This is a genomic window from Thioclava sp. NS-SX20, from assembly GCF_057380695.1.
The window spans coordinates 241,233-259,670 of the sequence record NZ_CM170816.1; the positions used below are offsets into that span (position 1 = coordinate 241,233).

At 59.7% G+C, this 18,438-nt stretch carries 21 protein-coding genes; 11 read left to right on the forward strand and 10 right to left on the reverse strand.

Annotated elements, in window-relative coordinates:
- Positions 1–47: 47 nt before the first annotated feature.
- The 8 genes from AC2ISB_RS01160 to sucC form a co-directional block, all read right to left on the reverse strand.
- Positions 48–455: an MAPEG family protein gene (locus AC2ISB_RS01160; RefSeq protein WP_339109020.1), complete on the reverse strand. Its 408-nt coding sequence runs from the start codon at positions 453–455 to the stop codon at positions 48–50.
- Between the two features lie 7 nt (positions 456–462).
- Positions 463–855, reverse strand: coding sequence for an MAPEG family protein (locus AC2ISB_RS01165; RefSeq protein ID WP_486575658.1), 393 nt, complete (start codon positions 853–855; stop codon positions 463–465).
- Complete coding sequence (locus AC2ISB_RS01170) at positions 852–1,187, reverse strand: hypothetical protein (RefSeq protein WP_486575660.1); 336 nt, start codon at positions 1,185–1,187, stop codon at positions 852–854. The genes AC2ISB_RS01165 and AC2ISB_RS01170 overlap by 4 nt, the downstream gene beginning before the upstream one ends.
- 73 nt (positions 1,188–1,260) lie before the next feature.
- Positions 1,261–2,769, reverse strand: a complete 1,509-nt coding sequence (gene odhB / locus AC2ISB_RS01175; protein WP_339109023.1) for a 2-oxoglutarate dehydrogenase complex dihydrolipoyllysine-residue succinyltransferase — start codon at positions 2,767–2,769, stop codon at positions 1,261–1,263.
- A gap of 3 nt (positions 2,770–2,772) precedes the next feature.
- On the reverse strand, positions 2,773–5,721 hold the full coding sequence (locus AC2ISB_RS01180; protein ID WP_339109024.1) for a 2-oxoglutarate dehydrogenase E1 component: 2,949 nt from the start codon (positions 5,719–5,721) through the stop codon (positions 2,773–2,775).
- 72 nt (positions 5,722–5,793) lie between these two features.
- A complete protein-coding gene (locus AC2ISB_RS01185) occupies positions 5,794–6,531 on the reverse strand; it encodes a hypothetical protein (protein WP_406735638.1) in 738 nt (245 codons plus the stop codon).
- An 83-nt stretch (positions 6,532–6,614) separates the two neighbouring features.
- Positions 6,615–7,499: a succinate--CoA ligase subunit alpha gene (gene sucD, locus AC2ISB_RS01190; RefSeq protein WP_339109026.1), complete on the reverse strand. Its 885-nt coding sequence runs from the start codon at positions 7,497–7,499 to the stop codon at positions 6,615–6,617.
- A gap of 4 nt (positions 7,500–7,503) precedes the next feature.
- Positions 7,504–8,697: an ADP-forming succinate--CoA ligase subunit beta gene (gene sucC / locus AC2ISB_RS01195; protein ID WP_339109027.1), complete on the reverse strand. Its 1,194-nt coding sequence runs from the start codon at positions 8,695–8,697 to the stop codon at positions 7,504–7,506.
- Positions 8,698–8,926: 229 nt separating this feature from the next.
- Here sucC and AC2ISB_RS01200 point away from each other — a divergent pair, with 229 nt between their 5' ends.
- Positions 8,927–10,009, forward strand: a complete 1,083-nt coding sequence (locus AC2ISB_RS01200; RefSeq protein WP_486575663.1) for a glycosyltransferase family 2 protein — start codon at positions 8,927–8,929, stop codon at positions 10,007–10,009.
- Between the two features lie 76 nt (positions 10,010–10,085).
- Here AC2ISB_RS01200 and mdh read toward each other — a convergent pair whose 3' ends face one another.
- Complete coding sequence (gene mdh, locus AC2ISB_RS01205) at positions 10,086–11,048, reverse strand: malate dehydrogenase (protein ID WP_339109029.1); 963 nt, start codon at positions 11,046–11,048, stop codon at positions 10,086–10,088.
- Between the two features lie 213 nt (positions 11,049–11,261).
- The gene (locus AC2ISB_RS01210; protein ID WP_486575664.1) at positions 11,262–11,588 is read right to left on the reverse strand and encodes a hypothetical protein; all 327 of its coding nucleotides are present in this window, start codon (positions 11,586–11,588) and stop codon (positions 11,262–11,264) included.
- Between the two features lie 191 nt (positions 11,589–11,779).
- Between AC2ISB_RS01210 and AC2ISB_RS01215 the strand changes: the two genes are divergently transcribed.
- From AC2ISB_RS01215 to AC2ISB_RS01260, 10 genes are all read left to right on the forward strand, one after another.
- On the forward strand, positions 11,780–12,640 hold the full coding sequence (locus AC2ISB_RS01215; protein WP_339109031.1) for an HpcH/HpaI aldolase/citrate lyase family protein: 861 nt from the start codon (positions 11,780–11,782) through the stop codon (positions 12,638–12,640).
- An 18-nt stretch (positions 12,641–12,658) separates the two neighbouring features.
- Positions 12,659–13,198 carry an NnrU family protein gene (locus AC2ISB_RS01220; protein WP_486575666.1) on the forward strand — a complete coding sequence of 180 codons (540 nt, stop codon included), beginning with the start codon at positions 12,659–12,661 and terminating at the stop codon, positions 13,196–13,198.
- 11 nt (positions 13,199–13,209) lie between these two features.
- Positions 13,210–13,413 (forward strand): DUF1737 domain-containing protein, encoded by a 204-nt coding sequence (locus AC2ISB_RS01225; RefSeq protein WP_339109033.1) that lies wholly within the window; start codon positions 13,210–13,212, stop codon positions 13,411–13,413.
- Positions 13,414–13,442: 29 nt separating this feature from the next.
- Complete coding sequence (locus tag AC2ISB_RS01230; protein ID WP_339109034.1) at positions 13,443–14,477, forward strand: MaoC family dehydratase; 1,035 nt, start codon at positions 13,443–13,445, stop codon at positions 14,475–14,477.
- A gap of 116 nt (positions 14,478–14,593) precedes the next feature.
- On the forward strand, positions 14,594–14,881 hold the full coding sequence (locus AC2ISB_RS01235) for an NINE protein (RefSeq protein WP_339109035.1): 288 nt from the start codon (positions 14,594–14,596) through the stop codon (positions 14,879–14,881).
- Positions 14,882–14,905: 24 nt separating this feature from the next.
- Positions 14,906–15,154, forward strand: coding sequence for a TM2 domain-containing protein (locus AC2ISB_RS01240; RefSeq protein WP_406720272.1), 249 nt, complete (start codon positions 14,906–14,908; stop codon positions 15,152–15,154).
- 360 nt (positions 15,155–15,514) lie between these two features.
- Complete coding sequence (gene sdhC, locus AC2ISB_RS01245; protein WP_339109037.1) at positions 15,515–15,904, forward strand: succinate dehydrogenase, cytochrome b556 subunit; 390 nt, start codon at positions 15,515–15,517, stop codon at positions 15,902–15,904.
- An 11-nt stretch (positions 15,905–15,915) separates the two neighbouring features.
- Positions 15,916–16,287, forward strand: coding sequence for a succinate dehydrogenase, hydrophobic membrane anchor protein (gene sdhD / locus AC2ISB_RS01250; RefSeq protein ID WP_339109038.1), 372 nt, complete (start codon positions 15,916–15,918; stop codon positions 16,285–16,287).
- A 29-nt stretch (positions 16,288–16,316) separates the two neighbouring features.
- Positions 16,317–18,128 (forward strand): succinate dehydrogenase flavoprotein subunit, encoded by a 1,812-nt coding sequence (sdhA, locus tag AC2ISB_RS01255; protein ID WP_486575669.1) that lies wholly within the window; start codon positions 16,317–16,319, stop codon positions 18,126–18,128.
- Positions 18,128–18,412 carry a hypothetical protein gene (locus tag AC2ISB_RS01260; protein WP_339109040.1) on the forward strand — a complete coding sequence of 95 codons (285 nt, stop codon included), beginning with the start codon at positions 18,128–18,130 and terminating at the stop codon, positions 18,410–18,412. The genes sdhA and AC2ISB_RS01260 overlap by 1 nt, the downstream gene beginning before the upstream one ends.
- Positions 18,413–18,438: the final 26 nt, after the last annotated feature.

Consider the following 18,438-nt stretch of genomic DNA (forward strand, 5'->3'; position numbering starts at 1 on the left):
TCAGGTGCGGATTATATCAGTCGGGCAGGGATAGCCCCGCCCTCGTTTCAGATCAGGCCGATCAAAAGCACGGCCAGAGTTGCAAGAAGCCCGATCCCCCAGAACAGCGAACGCCACGGCGTCCAGCCCAGTGCATAGGCGGGGATAAAGGCGAACCTTGCGACAAGAAAGATGCCGCAAAGCGTGGTTGTCAGGGGGCCCGTCTGCCGTGTCAGTACCACCAGAAGCACCGCAGGCGTGAACAGGATGAGGCTTTCAAAGGAGTTGTTCATCGCGCGCTGGAGGCGGGCGGTCACCACCGAAAGCGGCTTGGCCGGAGGGGTGTCACGCGGGCTGAGCGCATAGCCGCGCGGCAGTTCCAGATTGGCGCGCACCGCAAACAGCACCATCAGGGCGATATGCAGCAGCACGGCCAGACCGAGCGCGCTAAGTTCGGGGGTGGTGAATTCGATCATGGGAGCCTCAGAGGATTGCCGACAGGATCATAACAAGCGTGGCCGCAAGACCCGCCAAGAAAATCACAGAGCGCCACGGCACCCAGCCGAAAGCATAGGCCGGAAGATAGAGCGCCCGCGCAGCCACATAGACCCAGGCGCAAAGCGCGCTCAGCCAGCCATTCGTGCAGGTGAACTGCACCATGACCACCGCAATGACAAACGGCCCGATATTCTCGGTATGGTTCGACAATGCACGGCGCAGGCGCAGGGTTTTTTCCGACAGCCGCGCCTCGAGATTTTCACGGGTGCCCAGATTCCCCTCTTTGCCGATATCGGCCTCGAGGGATCTTTGTGACCACAGCACGGCCGCCAGATGTATCAGCACGGTTGCGGCAAGGGCGTAGAGTTCGGGGGTCATGCCAGAACCCCTTCCGGTTTACGCAGCGCAAGCGAAAATCCTGCGATTGCGGCCAGAATGCCGTCCAGCAGCGGCCAGAAATTTCCAAGGCTCAGCCCGCCTGAAATGGCATGCAGGTAATGCAGCGCGCAGAGGGCAAGGGCAAACAGCCAGACCGGACGTTGCGGCGCGCGCAGAGAAAACTGGAGACAGAGCAGCAGAGCAAGGTCGACAACCAGAATGATCATATCGGTTGCCTCGGCCCGCCCCATCGCAAGGAACGCGGTGAGAGCCGGGAAATAGAACGCCCGAAGCGCAATCTCCGCCCAGATCATCCATCGTGCCAGTTGCATCAGTCTTGCCTCGAAACGCACCTGTAGGGGGTGCAGGGGTGTGGCGCCCCGTGACAGGGCGCCACATATCGGATTACAGATCCATCAGCAGGCGGCGCGGATCTTCCAGCGCTTCTTTCACGCGCACGAGGAAGGTCACAGCCCCTTTGCCGTCAACGATACGGTGGTCATAGGACAGCGCGAGATACATCATCGGACGGATCTCGATCTTGCCATTGATGACCATCGGACGGTCCTGGATCTTGTGCATCCCGAGGATACCCGATTGCGGCGGGTTCAGGATCGGCGAGGACATCAGCGAGCCATAGACACCACCGTTCGAGATGGTGAAGGTACCGCCCTGCATCTCTGCCATCGACAGCTTGCCGTCACGCGCGCGCTTGCCTTTTTCCGAGATCGCTTTCTCGATATCGGCAAAGGACATGCTGTCGGCGTCGCGGATCACCGGAACGACCAGACCCTGCGGGGTGCCAGCGGCCACGCCCATATGGACGTAGTTCTTGTAGACGATCTCGTTGCCGTCGATCTCTGCGTTCACTTCCGGCACTTCTTTCAGAGCGTGGCAGCACGCTTTGGTAAAGAAGGACATGAAGCCCAGACGTACGCCATGTTTCTTCTCGAACATGTCTTTGTACTGGTTACGCAGCGCCATCACTTCCGTCATGTCCACCTCGTTATAGGTGGTCAGCATGGCGGCGGTGTTCTGGCTGTCTTTCAGGCGCTTGGCGATGGTGGCCCGCAGACGGGTCATCTTCACGCGCTCTTCGCGGGCTGCGTCATCGGCATTTGCGGTGCCGCGCGGCATCTGCACGGGGGCTGCCGCCACTGCCGGAGCAGGGGCCGAACCCGCTTTGGCCACATCTTCTTTCATGATGCGACCATCGCGGCCGGTGCCGGTGACCGAAGCGGGGTTGATGCCCTTTTCCGCCATCGCTTTTTCCGCCGAAGGCGCGTTTTTCACGCCTGCGCCCGAGGCCGCTTCTGCCGGTGCGGCTGCGGGGGCCGGAGCCGCTGCAACGGAGCCTGCCGATGCGCCTGCCATGATCACGGCCAGCTTGGCCGATGCGTCCACCGTGGTGCCTTCTGCGGCCACGATTTCCGACAGAACACCCGCAGCGGGGGCCGGAACCTCGACCGAAACCTTATCGGTTTCCAGCTCGCACAGCATTTCGTCCTGTGCGACCACATCGCCGGGTTTCTTGAACCAGGTCGAAACAGTGGCTTCGGATACCGACTCGCCCAGCGACGGAACCATCACATCCACGGCTTTGCCTTCGGAGCCACCCGCTGCCGGAGCCGCTGCCGCAGGGGCCTCGGCTTTGGGAGCGGTGGCTGCGGCTGCGCCGCCCTCGGTGATCATGGCCAGAAGCGCATCCACACCCACGGTGGTGCCTTCTGCGGCCACGATCTCGCCCAGCGTGCCTGCCGCGGGGGCCGGAACTTCGACGGTCACTTTGTCGGTTTCCAGCTCGCACAGCATTTCGTCTTGGGCAACCGCGTCACCCGGCTTCTTGAACCAAGTGGCGACAGTGGCCTCGGTCACAGATTCGCCCAGCGTGGGGACGCGAACTTCGGTACTCATGGATTATCCCTCCAGTGCATCATTGACGAGCGCGTCCTGCTCGGCCTTGTGCGATTTCGCCAGACCCGTTGCGGGCGAAGCGGAAGCGGCACGGCCTGCATAGCGGGCGCGGGAATGTTTGGCGTCGAGTTTCGACAGGACCCATTCCAGGTTCGGTTCGATGAAGGACCAGGCGCCCTGGTTCTTCGGTTCTTCCTGACACCAGACCATCTCTGCGCCTTTGAAGCGGCTCAGCTCGTTCGTCAGCGAATTCGCGGGGAACGGGTAGAACTGCTCGACACGCAGCAGATAGACATCATCAAGACCGCGCGCATCGCGTTCGGCCAGCAGGTCGTAATAGACCTTGCCCGAACACATCACGACGCGTTTGATATCGGCATCGGGTTTGAGCTTCATATCGGAATTGCCTTTTTCCGCATCGTCCCACAGGACGCGGTGGAAGAAGGAACCGGTGATGAAATCTTCCTTGGTCGAGATCGCTTTCGGATGGCGAAGCAGCGATTTCGGCGTCATCAGAACCAGCGGTTTACGGAAATTCCGGTGGATCTGGCGGCGCAGGATGTGGAAGTAGTTTGCGGGCGTGGAGCAGTTCGCGACGATCCAGTTGTCTTCCGCGCACATCTGCAAGAAGCGTTCCAGACGCGCCGAGGAGTGCTCGGGGCCCTGGCCTTCGAAGCCATGCGGCAAGAGCATCACCAGACCGGACATCCGCAGCCATTTGCGTTCGCCCGAGGAGATGAACTGGTCGAACATGATCTGCGCGCCGTTGGCGAAGTCACCGAACTGGGCTTCCCACAGGGTTAGCGCATTCGGCTCTGCCAGCGAGTAGCCATATTCAAAGCCCAGAACCGCATATTCGGACAGCGCCGAGTCGATCACCTCGTAGCGGGACTGGCCTGCTTTGATGTGATTGAGCGGGTAATAACGCTCTTCGGTTTTCTGGTCGATGAAGGCCGAGTGACGTTGGCTGAAGGTGCCGCGGGTCGAATCCTGACCGGCCAGACGCACCGGATAGCCTTCCGACAGCAGCGAGCCGAACGCCAGTGCCTCGCCGGTTGCCCAGTCAAAGCCCTTGCCGGTCTCGAACATCTGGGTCTTGTTGTCCAGCAGACGCGCCACGGTCTTGTGCATGTTGAAATCGTCGGGCGCGCTTACCAGCGCCTTGCCGACTTCGTTATAGGTCTCTTCCGAGATCGCGGTGGAACCCGCGTCATAGACCTGACCCTCGCGCTCCATGTTCTTCCAGCGGCCATCAAGCCAGTCAGCCTTGTTCGGCTTGAAGGTCTTGCCCGATTCGAACTCTTCGTTCAGATGCGCCTGGAAGGCGGCTTTCATATCCTCGATCTCGCCCTCGGGGATCAGGCCGTCTTTCACCAGACGCTCGGTGTAAAGCTGCAGCGTCGTCTTGTGACCCTTGATGTTGGTATACATCGCGGGGTTGGTGAACATCGGCTCGTCGCCTTCGTTGTGACCGAAGCGGCGGTAGCAGAAGATGTCCAGAACGACGTCCTTGAGGAACTTCTGGCGGAACTCGGTCGCCACTTTCGCGGCATGCACAACGGCTTCCGGATCATCGCCGTTGACGTGGAAGATCGGCGCTTCCACCATCAGGGCGATATCGGTCGGGTAGGGCGAGGTCCGCGAGAAATGCGGCGCGGTGGTGAAGCCGATCTGGTTGTTCACCACGATATGGATCGTGCCGCCGGTGCGGTGACCACGGATGCCTGACAGCTGCAGACATTCCGCCACAACGCCCTGGCCCGCAAAGGCCGCATCGCCGTGCAGCAGGATCGACAGAACCTCGCGGCGCTCGCTATCGTTGAGCTGGTCCTGCTTCGCACGGACCTTGCCCAGAACAACGGGGTTCACGGCTTCAAGGTGCGAGGGGTTCGCGGTCAGCGAAAGGTGGACCTTATTGCCATCGAACTCGCGGTCCGAAGATGCGCCAAGGTGATATTTCACATCGCCCGAGCCATCGACGTCTTCCGGCTTGAACGAGCCGCCCTGGAATTCGTTGAAGATGGCGCGATAGGGCTTCATCATCACGTTCGACAGCACCGACAGGCGGCCGCGGTGCGGCATGCCGATGACGATCTCTTTCAGACCGAGGTTACCACCGCGCTTGATGATCTGCTCCATCGCGGGGATCAGAGCCTCGCCACCGTCCAGACCGAAGCGCTTGGTGCCCATGTATTTCACATGCAGGAACTTCTCGAAGCCCTCGGCCTCGACCAGCTTGTTCAGGATCGCGCGGCGGCCTTCACGGGTGAAGGTGATCTCTTTGTCATAGCCTTCGATACGCTCTTTCAGCCATGCCGATTGCTCGGGGTCCGAGATATGCATGTATTGCAGCGCGAAGGTGCCGCAATAGGTGCGCTTCACGATCTCCATGATCTGGCGCATCGAGGCGATTTCCAGCCCCAGCACCTTATCAAGGAAGATCGGGCGGTCCATATCGGCATCGGTGAAGCCGTAGGATTTGGGGTCGAGTTCCGGATGCGGAACATCGTCATGCATTTTCAGCGGGTCGAGATCTGCGGCAAGGTGGCCACGGATCCGGTAGGCGCGGATCAGCATCAGCGCGCGCACGGAATCCAGAACGGCGCGCTGGATCGCGCCCTCGTCCAGCTTGACACCTTTTTCTTCGGCTTTCTTGCCGATTTTCTTGCCTGCATCCTTGGCTTCGGCCACGGGCCATTCGCCGGTCAGGGCCCCCATGATCTCGCTCGGCGCCGAAGCCGGCCAGTCACGGCGTTCCCAGCTGGGACCGGAGGCCGATTTTTTGACGCTGGTTTCATCGTCATGCAGGGTGCGGAAGAACTCTGCCCATGCCGCGTCGACCGAGGTCGGATCATTGGCAAAACGGGCATAGAGCTGCTCGACATATTCGGCATTGCCCCCCTGAAGGAAGCTGGATGCCTGGAATTGGCTGTTTGGAGATTCGTCGTTCATATGGTCACCTGTTCAGGTGGATGGGTTTGGAGCGGCCCGCGCGTGTCGCGGACCGTGATACGAAGTTGGGCCTTACTTGCTGTAAGGCGAGATGTAGGGCTGGCTCGCCGCAGACAAGCCCGCGGCATGTGCACAGCCGTCAGAGTATTTGGACCAGTCATTGGCGCTCGTGCACCGAGCTGCCTGTCCGTTGACGATTGTCCCGTTGGTGCGGGCGCTGTTGGCCACCGCATAGCCTGTGTCACCGGTCGGGGTGGTGCCCGCCGGAACCTTGCTGCGACCGACAATAGGCCCTGTGGTGATTGGGCCGGGGGCGGCTTTCACCATCTGATCTTGAATTTCCGAACCGGCGGTGTCGGCCTGCTCGTGAATTTTTCCGCTCCCCCAATAGTTACCCGGACCACAGGCCGTCAGCCCGACCGCGCAAGCCCCCAGCAAAGCGGCTTTGCCCAGACGGAAGAAACTGGTTGTCTTCGTGGTGTTCATGTTGAAAGCCCTTCTTCGCGGCATGTTTGCGCGTGCCATGCGGACGCCATTTGCAGAGTAAGTCGGAGAGAAAGTTTCCGCATTATCAAGAGCTGTCGCTCCGCGCGCGGAAAACTGCATAGAGTTAAGAGAAAAACTCCCTGATACCGAAGCATGCGGAATGATCGCGTGGCCCAAAGCAGAAAGGCCACCCTGACCAGGCGCGGTCCGGGTGTTTTTAAGCAAGTCTGCAATCCGTCTTTTCATCATTCCGTCCTCTACCCGACCTTTTATCGGGCTGACGTTTTCGAAAGCGACCTCGGAAGGGCAAAACAGAGAAGCCATCTCTGCTCAGCTCTGCCGAGCGGCACCCAATCGGCGCCGAGGGCCCGCGCAAATCACCTGCGCGGGCACCGGTAGTCAAGTCCTTAGCCCTTGATGGCTTTCATCACGGCTTCGCCCAGCGTTGCGGGGCTGTCTGCCACGACGATCCCTGCCGATTTCATGGCTTCGATCTTCGATTCCGCATCGCCTTTGCCGCCAGCGACGATTGCGCCTGCGTGGCCCATGCGGCGGCCCGGAGGGGCCGTGCGGCCTGCGATGAAGCCCGCAACCGGTTTCCAACGGCCTTTTTTCTTCTGCTCGGCGAGGAATTCTGCGGCTTCTTCTTCCGCCGAACCACCGATCTCACCGATCATGATGATCGACTGGGTTTCCGGATCGTCAAGGAACATGTCGAGCACATCGATATGCTCGGTGCCTTTGATCGGGTCGCCGCCGATGCCCACAGCCGAGGACTGGCCCAGACCCATATCGGTCGTCTGTTTGACGGCCTCATAGGTCAGGGTGCCCGAACGCGACACAACGCCGACCGAGCCACGCTTGTGGATATGGCCGGGCATGATGCCGATTTTGCAGGCGTCGGGGGTGATGACGCCCGGGCAGTTCGGCCCGATCAGGCGCGATTTGCTGTCGATCAGCGCGCGCTTGACCTTCATCATGTCGAGCACCGGAATGCCCTCGGTGATGCAGACGATCAGTTCCATTTCCGCGTCGATCGCTTCAAGGATCGAGTCGGCCGCGAAGGGCGGGGGAACATAGATCACGGTCGCATTCGCTTCGGTGACATGCTTGGCTTCATGGACCGAGTTGAACACCGGCAGGTCCAGATGCTTCTGGCCGCCTTTGCCGGGGGTCACGCCGCCAACCATCTTGGTGCCGTAAGCGATGGCCTGTTCCGAGTGGAAGGTCCCCTGCGAGCCGGTGAAGCCCTGACAGATGACTTTGGTGTTTTCGTTGACGAGAACTGCCATGATCTTAGCCTTTCACCGCTTTCACGATTTTCTCTGCGCCGTCCGACAGGTTGTCTGCGGCAATCACGTTCAGGCCGGAAGTCGCAATGATTTCCTTGCCTTTTTCGACATTGGTGCCTTCAAGGCGGACAACCAGCGGAACCTGCAGGCCGACTTCTTTCACGGCGGCCAGAACGCCTTCCGCGATGATGTCGCAGCGCATGATGCCGCCGAAGATGTTGACCAGAATGCCTTTGACGTTCTTGTCGGAGGTGATGATCTTGAAGGCCTCGGTGACCTTTTCCTTGGTCGCGCCGCCGCCCACATCAAGGAAGTTCGCAGGCTCTGCGCCATAGAGCTTGATGATGTCCATAGTGGCCATCGCCAGACCCGCGCCGTTCACCATGCAGCCGATTTCGCCGTCGAGCGCGATGTAGTTCAGGTCGTATTTCGACGCTTCGAGTTCCTTGGAATCTTCCTCGGTCTCGTCGCGCAGGGCCTGGATGTCGTGGTGACGGTAAAGCGCGTTGCCGTCAAAGCCGACTTTGGCGTCCAGCACCTTGAGGTTGCCATCGGGCATGACGATCAGCGGGTTGATCTCGAGCTGCTCCATGTCCTTCTCGATGAAGGCTTGGTAGAGCTTGGCCAGAAGGCCGACCATCTGTTTGACCTGACCCCCTTCGAGACCCAGCGCGAAGGCCACACGGCGCCCGTGATAGGCTTGGTAGCCCGCCGCCGGATCGATCGAGAACGACAGGATTTTTTCGGGGGTCGCTGCGGCGACTTCCTCGATATCCATACCGCCTTCGGTCGAGCATACGATCGACACGCGGCTCGACTGGCGGTCTACCAGAAGCGCCAGATACAGTTCGCGGTCAATGTCCGAACCGTCTTCGATATAAATGCGGTTGACCTGCTTGCCTGCGGGGCCGGTCTGGTGCGTCACCAGCGTCTTGCCCAGCATCTGCTTGGCCATCGCTTCGGCTTCTTCCACCGATTTGGCCAGGCGCACGCCGCCCTTTTCGCCGGCTTCCGGCTCTTTGAAATGGCCTTTACCACGGCCACCGGCGTGGATTTGTGCCTTCACAACCCAAAGCGGTCCGTCGAGTTCGCTTGCTGCGGTCTTGGCCTCCTCTGCCTTCAGAACCGCGCGACCCTCCGAAACCGGGCAGCCGTAGCTCTTGAGGAGCTGCTTCGCCTGATATTCATGAATGTTCATGATCTCCGTCCCATGCTGGTGCGATTTGCGGCAGACTGGTACAGATTGTCGCAGGCTGACAAGCTCAAATTGCCCTGCGCGCTCAGATGTGAGCGGAAATCCGTCTTTTGTGATCACAGCCTTATCGGGTGTGATCACAAGCAAGATTCTGTTAGCGATTCAACTTTCGCTTGGGCAAAATGGGTCGAATCTTCGAAGCCTGATCGTGACAGGGGAAAGTGATGTGCCAATGACAATGTCGAACCGCGCGCCGGATCATCCGCAATGGGCTGTGGTCGGCTTGATGGACGAGCCCGCCCCCCTGATGGCGGCTTGGGTCGCCCATCACGTGGCCATCGGGGCAGGGGAGGTGCATGTGGTCTTCGATCGTCCCGACCCGCCGACCGAGGCGCTTTTGCGCGGCGTCTCGGGGTGTTTCGTCCATCGTTCAGGCGAGGACGGCTGGGCGCTGCACTGGAAGGCGCGGCGCCCGAACCGCCATCAGGCACGGCAGAAATATCATGCGACACGGATCGCGAATGAAACTGCGATGGACTGGATAATCCATTGTGATGCCGATGAATTCGTCCATCTTGAACGCCCCTTGTCATGGGAACTGGAAAAGACCCGCGAGAAGGCGTGGCTACGGCTGGAAGTGTTGGAGCGGACCTTTGTTCCGGGCGTCACAGGGGGCGATATCTTTCAGGGGGTCTTCCGCAAGCGCTGGGATGCGTTTGCCGAAGAGGGGGCGGCGTTCTACGGTCCGCGCGCGCGGTTTCTCAACCGTGGCGTCTCGGGGCATATCGCGGGTAAGGCCTGTATGCGCGCGGGGCAGGGCTATGTGCTGGGGGTGCACCATCCGACCGAGCATTGGGACGCACCGGGCGGGACGGTCACCCTGCCTTACCGGCCCTCCTATAACGCGCGCCTGATGCATTTCGACGGGCTTACCCCTTTGCATTATATCCTTAAAATGATGCGCCGCGCGCTGACGCAGGTTTCTGGCGCGCCGGTGCCCTATGCGGCGCCGAGGGTGGCGCAATTCGAGGAGGCGGCGCGTCTGGCGCGGGATCCGCAGGCATTGTGGGATCACTGGTTTGCGGTGCAAGGGATGACCGAGGCGGAAGAGGTAGCTCTGGTGCAGCGCGATCTGGCCGAGCGCGTTGCCTGCCCTGTCCTGTCGCATGCGCAGGCCCTGTTTCCCGAGCTTGATTTCTCGCCTGCGGGCTTTGACCGTTTGCTGCTGGAGCATGAAGAGGCATTGGTGGCCAAGGCAAAAGAGAGGCTGGGCTTTGATGCGCAGGCTTTTCTGGCCGAAGCCTTTACCGGTTAGCGCAAAGGTCGGGGCGAAGGCAGAATGCAAAAGGCGCAGCCGAAGCCGCGCCTTTCACGTGAAACATCGCTATGGCTCAGGCCAGCGAGCTGTCGATACCTTTGCAGGCCTCGACCAGACCGTTCACCGCGTCGACCGATTTGTCGAACATGGCTTGCTCGTCTTTGTTCATCTTGATGTCGACAACACGCTCGATGCCGCCAGCACCGATCACGGTCGGCACGCCGACATACATGCCGTCAAGGCCAAGCGCGCCTTTGACATAGGCCGCACAGGGCAGAACGCGCTTCTGGTCCTTGAGATAGGCTTCCGCCATCTCGATCGCCGAAGTCGCCGGAGCATAGAAGGCCGAGCCGGTTTTCAGCAGGCCAACGATCTCGGCGCCACCGTCACGGGTGCGCTGGATGATCGCGTCAAGCTTCTCTTGCGTGGTCCAGCCCATCTCGACGAGGTCGGGCAGCGGGATGCCGGCAACGGTCGAGTAACGTGCCAGCGGCACCATGGTGTCGCCGTGGCCGCCCAGAACGAAAGCGGTGACGTCTTTCATGGAGACGTTGAACTCGGTCGCGAGGAAGTGGCGGAAGCGGGCCGAATCCAGCACGCCTGCCATGCCGCAGACTTTCTCGGCGGGCAGGCCGGAGAATTTCTGAAGCGCCCAGACCATCGCGTCGAGCGGGTTGGTGATGCAGATCACGAATGCGTTCGGGGCATATTGCTTGATGCCTTCGCCGACCGATTTCATGACTTTGAGGTTGATGCCCAGAAGGTCATCGCGGCTCATGCCGGGTTTGCGCGGCACGCCGGCCGTCACGATGCAGACATCTGCACCTGCGATATCGGCATAGTCCGTGGTGCCTTTCAGCGTGGCGTCAAAGCCTTCGGACGGGCCGGATTCGGCGATGTCCAAGGCTTTCCCCTGCGGGGTGCCTTCGGAAATGTCGAACAGGACGACGTCGCCAAGTTCTTTGAGGGCTGCAAGATGGGCGAGAGTACCACCGATCTGACCTGCGCCGATAAGCGCAATCTTGGGTCGGGCCATGAATTCCTCCGTCGTGGGATGGATATAAGTGACGGGTGATGGGTAGGGGGTTTTTAAGCTTTAGGCAAGAGCAGCGCACGGTTTCCTGCAGCTTAAGCGTGTTATGTATGCCGTGGTGTACGGCCTCGCCAGCAGGGAACCTGAGTGACTACAATCACTTATCCGTGACAGCCGCCGTAGCCCTTGGCGCAAAAAACCCGTTTTTCTGGGCCACTAGATCTCTTTTTTGGGTCTGTATGTGTCGGAGGTTTCAACCTTTTGGGACGCGGACTTATAGTTCAGCCCCGAAGCGATCAGGCAACTTGTTCCATTGGGGGTGGTCGCAAGCAGCGTCCATGATCCGCTCTCTGCCGCGAAGAGTTCCATCAATGTATTATTGGCGGCAATGCCGGTACTGCGGCGTGTTTCCTGATAGCGGTTGGCAAGTTCGACAACGATATCGGCCCGTTTGCCACAGGCATTTGTCTCGGCCCGCAGGTTTTGTGCGGCAAGGATAAGCGCGAGGAAGCCCAGAGAGAGGGCAAAAAGCTTCTTTTGCATGAATCGCCCATTGGTTGTGATATGTCCTGCGCACTAAACTGCGCCCAACTCGCGAAAAGAAGGTTAACGGCGCAGAAAGAAACCGGGCTGCCGCGCATAAAAGGAATATTCTGCGTCGCGGCAGAAATTATGTTGCAATTTGTTTTCTTTTTGTGATCTTTTATTCCACATCGAAGGATGGGAGGAGAATCATGTCGGCACAGCCTTATCGCTCGGTGCTTTATATTCCGGGGTCGAAAGAGCGGGCGCTTGAAAAAGCGACGGGTCTTGAATGTGACGCGATCATCTTCGATCTCGAGGATGCCGTGGCGATTGATGAAAAGGTCAATGCGCGGGATATTCTGGTTTCGGCTTTGAAAACAGCCGATTATGGCAATCGTGCGCGGATCGTCCGGGTGAACGGGCTGGACACTGATTGGGGCCGTGAAGACGTGCTGAGCATGGCGCGGGCCCTGCGCGAGGGCGCGAAGATCGATGCGATCCTGATCCCCAAAGTGAATACACCTGCCGATCTGGACGCAGTTGCCGATCTGGTGGCGGAAGTGCCGCTTTGGGCGATGATGGAAACCTCGCTTGGGATGCTGAACGCGCAGGCCATTGCCGCCCATCCGCGCTTGCAGGGCATGGTCATGGGTACCAATGATCTGGCCAAAGAGCTTGGTTCGCGTTTCCGTGCCGACCGTCTGCCGATGCTGCCGGGGCTTGGCCTGTGCCTGCTGGCCGCCAAGGCCTATGGCAAGATTATCGTCGACGGGGTGTATAATGCCTTCAAGGACGAAGAGGGGCTGCGGGCTGAATGTGATCAGGGCCGTGATATGGGCTTTGACGGCAAGACCCTGATCCACCCCGCGCAGCTTGCGGTTGCCAATGCCGCCTTCGCGCCCTCCGAGGCCGAGATCGATCTCGCCCGACGCCAGATTGCGGCCTTTGACGAGGCGCAGGCCAACGGGCAGGGCGTTGCGGTTGTCGATGGTAAGATCGTTGAAAATCTGCATATCGTGACAGCGCGGCAGATCCTTGCAAAAGCAGAGGCGATCTCCGCACGGATTTAAGCCAAGCGGAGTAAGCCAATGATCCTTCTTATCCTCGGTGTCGTTATCTGGGCACTGGCGCATTTGTTCAAACGGCTGGCGCCCGAAGCGCGCGCGAAGATGGGTCCGCAGGGGCGGGCGATGGTTTCGGGGCTACTGGTCCTGTCGCTTGTGCTGATGGTCATCGGCTATCGCAACGCCGACGGGGCGTTTTTCTGGGGGCGCAGTCCTGCCGTGACGGGGATCAACAACCTGTTGATGCTGGTTGCCGTCTATCTCTTTGCGGCGGCGGGGATGAAGACCAAGATCGCGCAGGTCTACCGCCATCCGATGCTGCTGGGCGTGGTCCTGTGGGCTGTGGCCCACCTGCTGGTCAATGGCGACACGCCCAGCTTCGTGCTCTTTGGCGGCATCGGCATCTGGGCGCTTGTCGAGATGGTGCTGATCAGCCGCACGGCGTGGGTCCGGCCCAAAGGCAAAGGTGCCAAGATGGAGATCTTCGCGATCCTTGGCACTGTTATTGTATATGGCGCAATCGCGCTTGTGCACTATGCCTTTGGCTATCCGGTTTTCGGCTAAAGGAGCGGGACATGAAAGCTTATCGTTTTCTCACGGCAGATGACACGAGCGAATTCTGCCACAAGGTCACCGAGGCGCTGTCCAAGGGATGGGTGCTGCAGGGCGATCCGCAATATGCGTTTGATGCGGCCAAGGGCGTGATGCGCTGCGGGCAGGCGGTGACGAAAATTGTCGAGGGCGACTATTCGCCCGATCTGAAACTGGGGCAGCTGTAACGCGCCCCTGAAACGGGAGGAGTGCGGGCATGGCCAAGACGAATTCGGGCCGGTTCTTCGAGGATTACACAGTGGGGCAGGTGCTGAAACATGCCGTGCCCCGCACCGTATCGGGAGGGGAGAGGGCGCTGTATCATGCGCTTTATCCGGCGCGTGGGGCGCTGTATTCCTCCGATGCGTTCGCGCGGTCCTGTGGCCTGCCTGCCTCGCCCATCGATGATCTGGCGACGTTCCATGTGGTCTTTGGCAAGACGGTGCCGGATGTGTCGCTGAATGCCGTGGCCAATCTGGGCTATGCCGAGGGGCGCTGGCATCTTCCGGTCTATCCGGGTGATACGCTGCGCGCTGAATCCGAGGTGATCGGGCTCAAGCAGAATTCCAACGGCAAATCCGGTGTGGTCTATGTCCGCACCCGCGGTCTGAACCAGCGTGACGAGACGGTTATGGACTATGTGCGCTGGGTGATGGTGCGCAAAGGCAATCCCGATGCGCCCGCGCCCGAGACCGTGCTGCCCGATCTGAAGACGGTGGTGGATCCGGCAGATCTGGTGCTGCCCGAGGGGCTGGACTTCACGGGCTATGATTTCGACCTTGCGGGCGAGCCGCATCGCTGGGGCGATTACGAGATCGGCGAGAAGATCGACCATGTGGATGGCGTCACGATTGAGGAGGCCGAACATATGCTGGCGACCCGCCTTTGGCAAAATACCGCCAAAGTGCATTTCGATGCGACCTTCCGCCCTGACGGCCAGAGGTTGATCTATGGCGGCCATATCATCTCTATGGCGCGGGCCTTGTCGTTCAACGGTCTGGCCAATGCGCAGATGATCGTGGCGCTCAATGGCGGCGCGCATGCCAATCCGTGCTTCTCGGGGGATACTGTCAAAGCATGGTCGGAAGTGATTGATAAGGCTGAAACTTCCGCACCCGGAGTGGGGGCGTTGCGGTTGCGTCTGGTGGCAGTGAAGGCGACAGCCTCCCCCTTTGCCCTGCGCGGCGAGGATGGCAAATATCTGCCCGATGTCCTGTTGGATCTGGACTACTGGGCGTTGTGCCCGATGTGATCGTAATGCATTGAATTTCAATGCATTCGGAAATAGGAAAGTGTTTTTAGGGGTTGATCGCGCGGCCAAGGTAACGCAAACGGCTCACATTGTTGCGACCCGTTTTGAGACCTGTAATGAGTGCCACGCGATCTCCTAAATCCTACGGAACTGCGGTTTGCCTATGCGGCATCTTCGGTGTGATGGGTGTCCATCACTTCTATTTGGGAAATATCTTGCACGGGTTGGTCGACTTCGCCCTGTTTGTCGTCACCATCGCATTGTTCCTGCATGACAATCCGTTGGCCCTTCTGTTTTTGCTGGCGGATGTGCTGCACACGATCATCGTGTTCTACAAGCTGATCACGGAACAGGAGCGGGATGGACAGGGGCGGCTGGTCTGCCTTGCATCAACACCTGTTTGACCTTCCCTCATATTGGAGATTTCCATGACCGCGACCCCGATCGAGCCGCAAACCACCGCTATGGCGGAATCGACCAAGGGCTTTGTGCCTGCCGTGCTTCTGTGCTTCTTCCTTGGTTCGCTGGGCGTGCACCGTTTCTATCTTGGCAAGATCGGCACCGGCATTCTGATGCTGCTGACCCTTGGTGGTCTGGGCATCTGGTCGCTGATCGATTTCGTCCGCCTTGTGGTCGGTTCGATGAAAGACAAGAACGGCCTGCCGCTGCGCCGCTAAGCGCCGCCTCGTCCGTATTTCGATGCCCGCGATGCCTCTTCGCGGGCATTTTCCGTGGAATAATCGCCCCGAATACAGCCGCGACTCTCTGAATGTGTTTTTATAAACTGACAAAAACACTCATGAATTGTTAGCGCTGAAAATGTGATCACGCTGCGAATTCATGTGATCACAAATGAAATTTTCGTATCTCTTTTGAGTGAAACAGCACAAATTTTCTAGTCGTGGCGCGTGACACCTGCGACAGATCGTCCTATGCATGTGCCAGACATTATTCCGGCCAGCCCCGCGGCGCCCGTAGCAATAGCCGATCGTCTTTTGCCGCGCGAATTTCGGGGCCAAGCGACAGAGGGACCCACTATGGCAGAAACGAAACGGGTTGAGAGACCCCTTTCCCCCTTCATGATCGGGCAGTATTACCGCCCGCAGATGACCTCGATCTCATCCATCACCGTCCGCATCACCGGCATCGCCACCTTCGGCTTTGCGGTGCTGATCGTGCTCTGGCTGTTGACGGCTGCCACCTCGGCGGGTGCCTTCGCCGTTATGGACGGCCTGCTGCGCAGCTTTATCGGTGACCTGCTGATGATCTGCGCCGTCTGGGCGCTTTGGTACCATATGCTTGGCCGCCTGCGTCACGTGATCTGGGATTTCGGCTATGCGCTCGACATCAAAAGCTCCGAGACCATGGGCCGCGGCATGTTCATCGGGGCCACTGTCCTGATGCTCTTCACTATCATCGTGCTCTGAGGAGGGTGGCTATGAGATATCTTACCGATCGTAAGCGCGCCGTAGGTCTCGGGGCTTCGGGCGGCGGCACGCAGCATCACTGGAAGATGATCGTCAGCTCGATCCTGATGGTCATCGCGGTTCCGGTGTTCATCTTTACCTTTGGCGCCGTCTATGGCGGCAGCTACGAAGAAGTCATTGCCTTCTTCAAAAATCCGGTTGCAGCGATCGTCGTCGGTCTGACGATGACCGTGATCATCAACCACGTCAAACATGAGGTCCATGAGGCAATCGAGGACTACATGCACGGCACTTGCGAAAAAATGGCGATTGTAGCGACCTCGGCTCTGGCGAATATCCTGATCGTGGCCGGTCTGTTCTCTCTCGTCAAAATTGCGCTCTAAGCGCAAGACTCCGATTAGGAAGATCTGATATGGCTTCAGCTTACGAATACGAGACGCATAAATATGACGTCGTGGTGGTCGGTGCCGGTGGCGCCGGTCTGCGCGCGACGCTGGGCATGGCGGAACAGGGTCTGCGCACCGCTTGTGTCACCAAGGTTTTCCCGACCCGTTCGCATACGGTGGCAGCACAGGGCGGTATCGCCGCCTCGCTGGCCAATATGGGCCCCGATAACTGGCAGTGGCACCTTTACGACACCGTGAAGGGGTCCGACTGGCTGGGTGATACCGACGCGATGGAATATCTCGCGCGTGAGGCCCCCAAGGCCGTCTACGAGCTTGAACATTACGGCGTGCCGTTCTCGCGCACCGAAGAGGGCAAGATCTACCAGCGTCCCTTCGGCGGCCACACCACCGAATTCGGTGAAGGCCCGCCCGTGCAACGGACCTGTGCCGCCGCTGACCGCACCGGTCACGCGATCCTGCACACGCTCTATGGCCAGTCGCTGAAGAACAACGCCGAGTTCTACATCGAATATTTCGCCATCGACCTGATCATGTCGGAAGACGGCAAGTCCTGTGTGGGCGTGCTGTGCTGGAAACTGGATGACGGCACCTTCCACCTGTTCTCGGCGAAAACCGTCGTTCTGGCGACCGGTGGCTATGGCCGCGCCTATTTCTCGGCCACTTCGGCCCATACCTGCACCGGCGACGGTGGCGGCATGGTGGCCCGTGCGGGTCTGGCGCTGCAGGATATGGAATTCGTTCAGTTCCACCCGACCGGCATCTATGGCTCGGGCTGCCTGATCACCGAAGGCGCGCGCGGCGAGGGTGGTTACCTGACCAACTCCGAAGGCGAGCGCTTCATGGAGCGTTATGCACCGACCTATAAGGACCTTGCGTCCCGTGACGTGGTCTCGCGCTGCATGACGATGGAAATCCGCGAAGGTCGCGGTGTGGGCGAGCATAAAGACCACATCTTCCTGAACCTCTCGCACCTTCCGCCGGAAGCACTGCACGAGCGTCTGCCGGGCATCTCGGAATCCGCGAAGATCTTTGCGGGCGTCGATGTGACCAAAGAGCCGATTCCGGTTCTGCCGACGGTGCACTACAATATGGGCGGTATCCCGACCAACTATTGGGGCGAGGTCATCAACCCGACCGCAGACAACCCCGATGCCATCGTTCCCGGCCTGATGGCTGTGGGCGAGGCGGGCTGTGCCTCGGTGCATGGTGCCAACCGTCTTGGCTCGAACTCGCTGATCGACCTCGTGGTGTTCGGTCGTGCGGCGGCGCTGAAAGCGGGCGAGATCCTCGACCCGAACGCGCCCAACCCCGCGATGAACTACAAGGCGGTCGATGCGGCCTTCGCGCGGTTCGACGCGATCCGCTATGCCAAAGGCGGTACGCCGACGGCAGAACTGCGTCTGGAAATGCAGCGCACGATGCAAGCCGATGCGGCCGTGTTCCGTACCGACAAGACGCTGGCAGAGGGCGTCGAGAAGATGAAGGCCGTGGCCTCCAAGATCGACGATCTGTCCGTGACCGACCGTTCGCTGGTGTGGAACTCGGATCTGATGGAAAGCCTCGAGCTGACCAACCTGATGCCGAACGCGATGGCGACCATCGTTGGTGCAGAGGCCCGCAAGGAATCGCGCGGTGCCCATGCCCATGAGGATTATCCGGATCGCGACGACGTCAACTGGCGCAAGCACTCGATCATGCGTGTGGAAGGGGCGAATGTCGACCTGACCTATCGCCCTGTCCATATCGACCCGCTGACCAAATTCGAGGATGGCGGCATCGATCTGGCCAAGATCAAGCCGAAGAAGCGGGTCTACTGATGCGGGGGCGGCTGGGGCTGGCTCTTGGTAGCGCACTTGCGCTGCTGGGATGCGCGAAGGTTCCGGTCGCTCAGGCAGAGAAAATCTGCCTTACGCGTGTGCAAGAGGCGCGTCCGATCTCCGGTTCTGTGGGATTGGGCGTGCGGGACGGAAAACCGGCAACGGCTTATGATGTCAAACTCGGGATTTCTACGGACACGTTCCGCGACCCGAGCGAGGTTTATAAGAATTGCGTGTATCAGTATTCCGGCCAACTGCCACAAACACCGCTTTATGACAGGTGATCCGCTGCCCGGGAGGTCCGGGCACG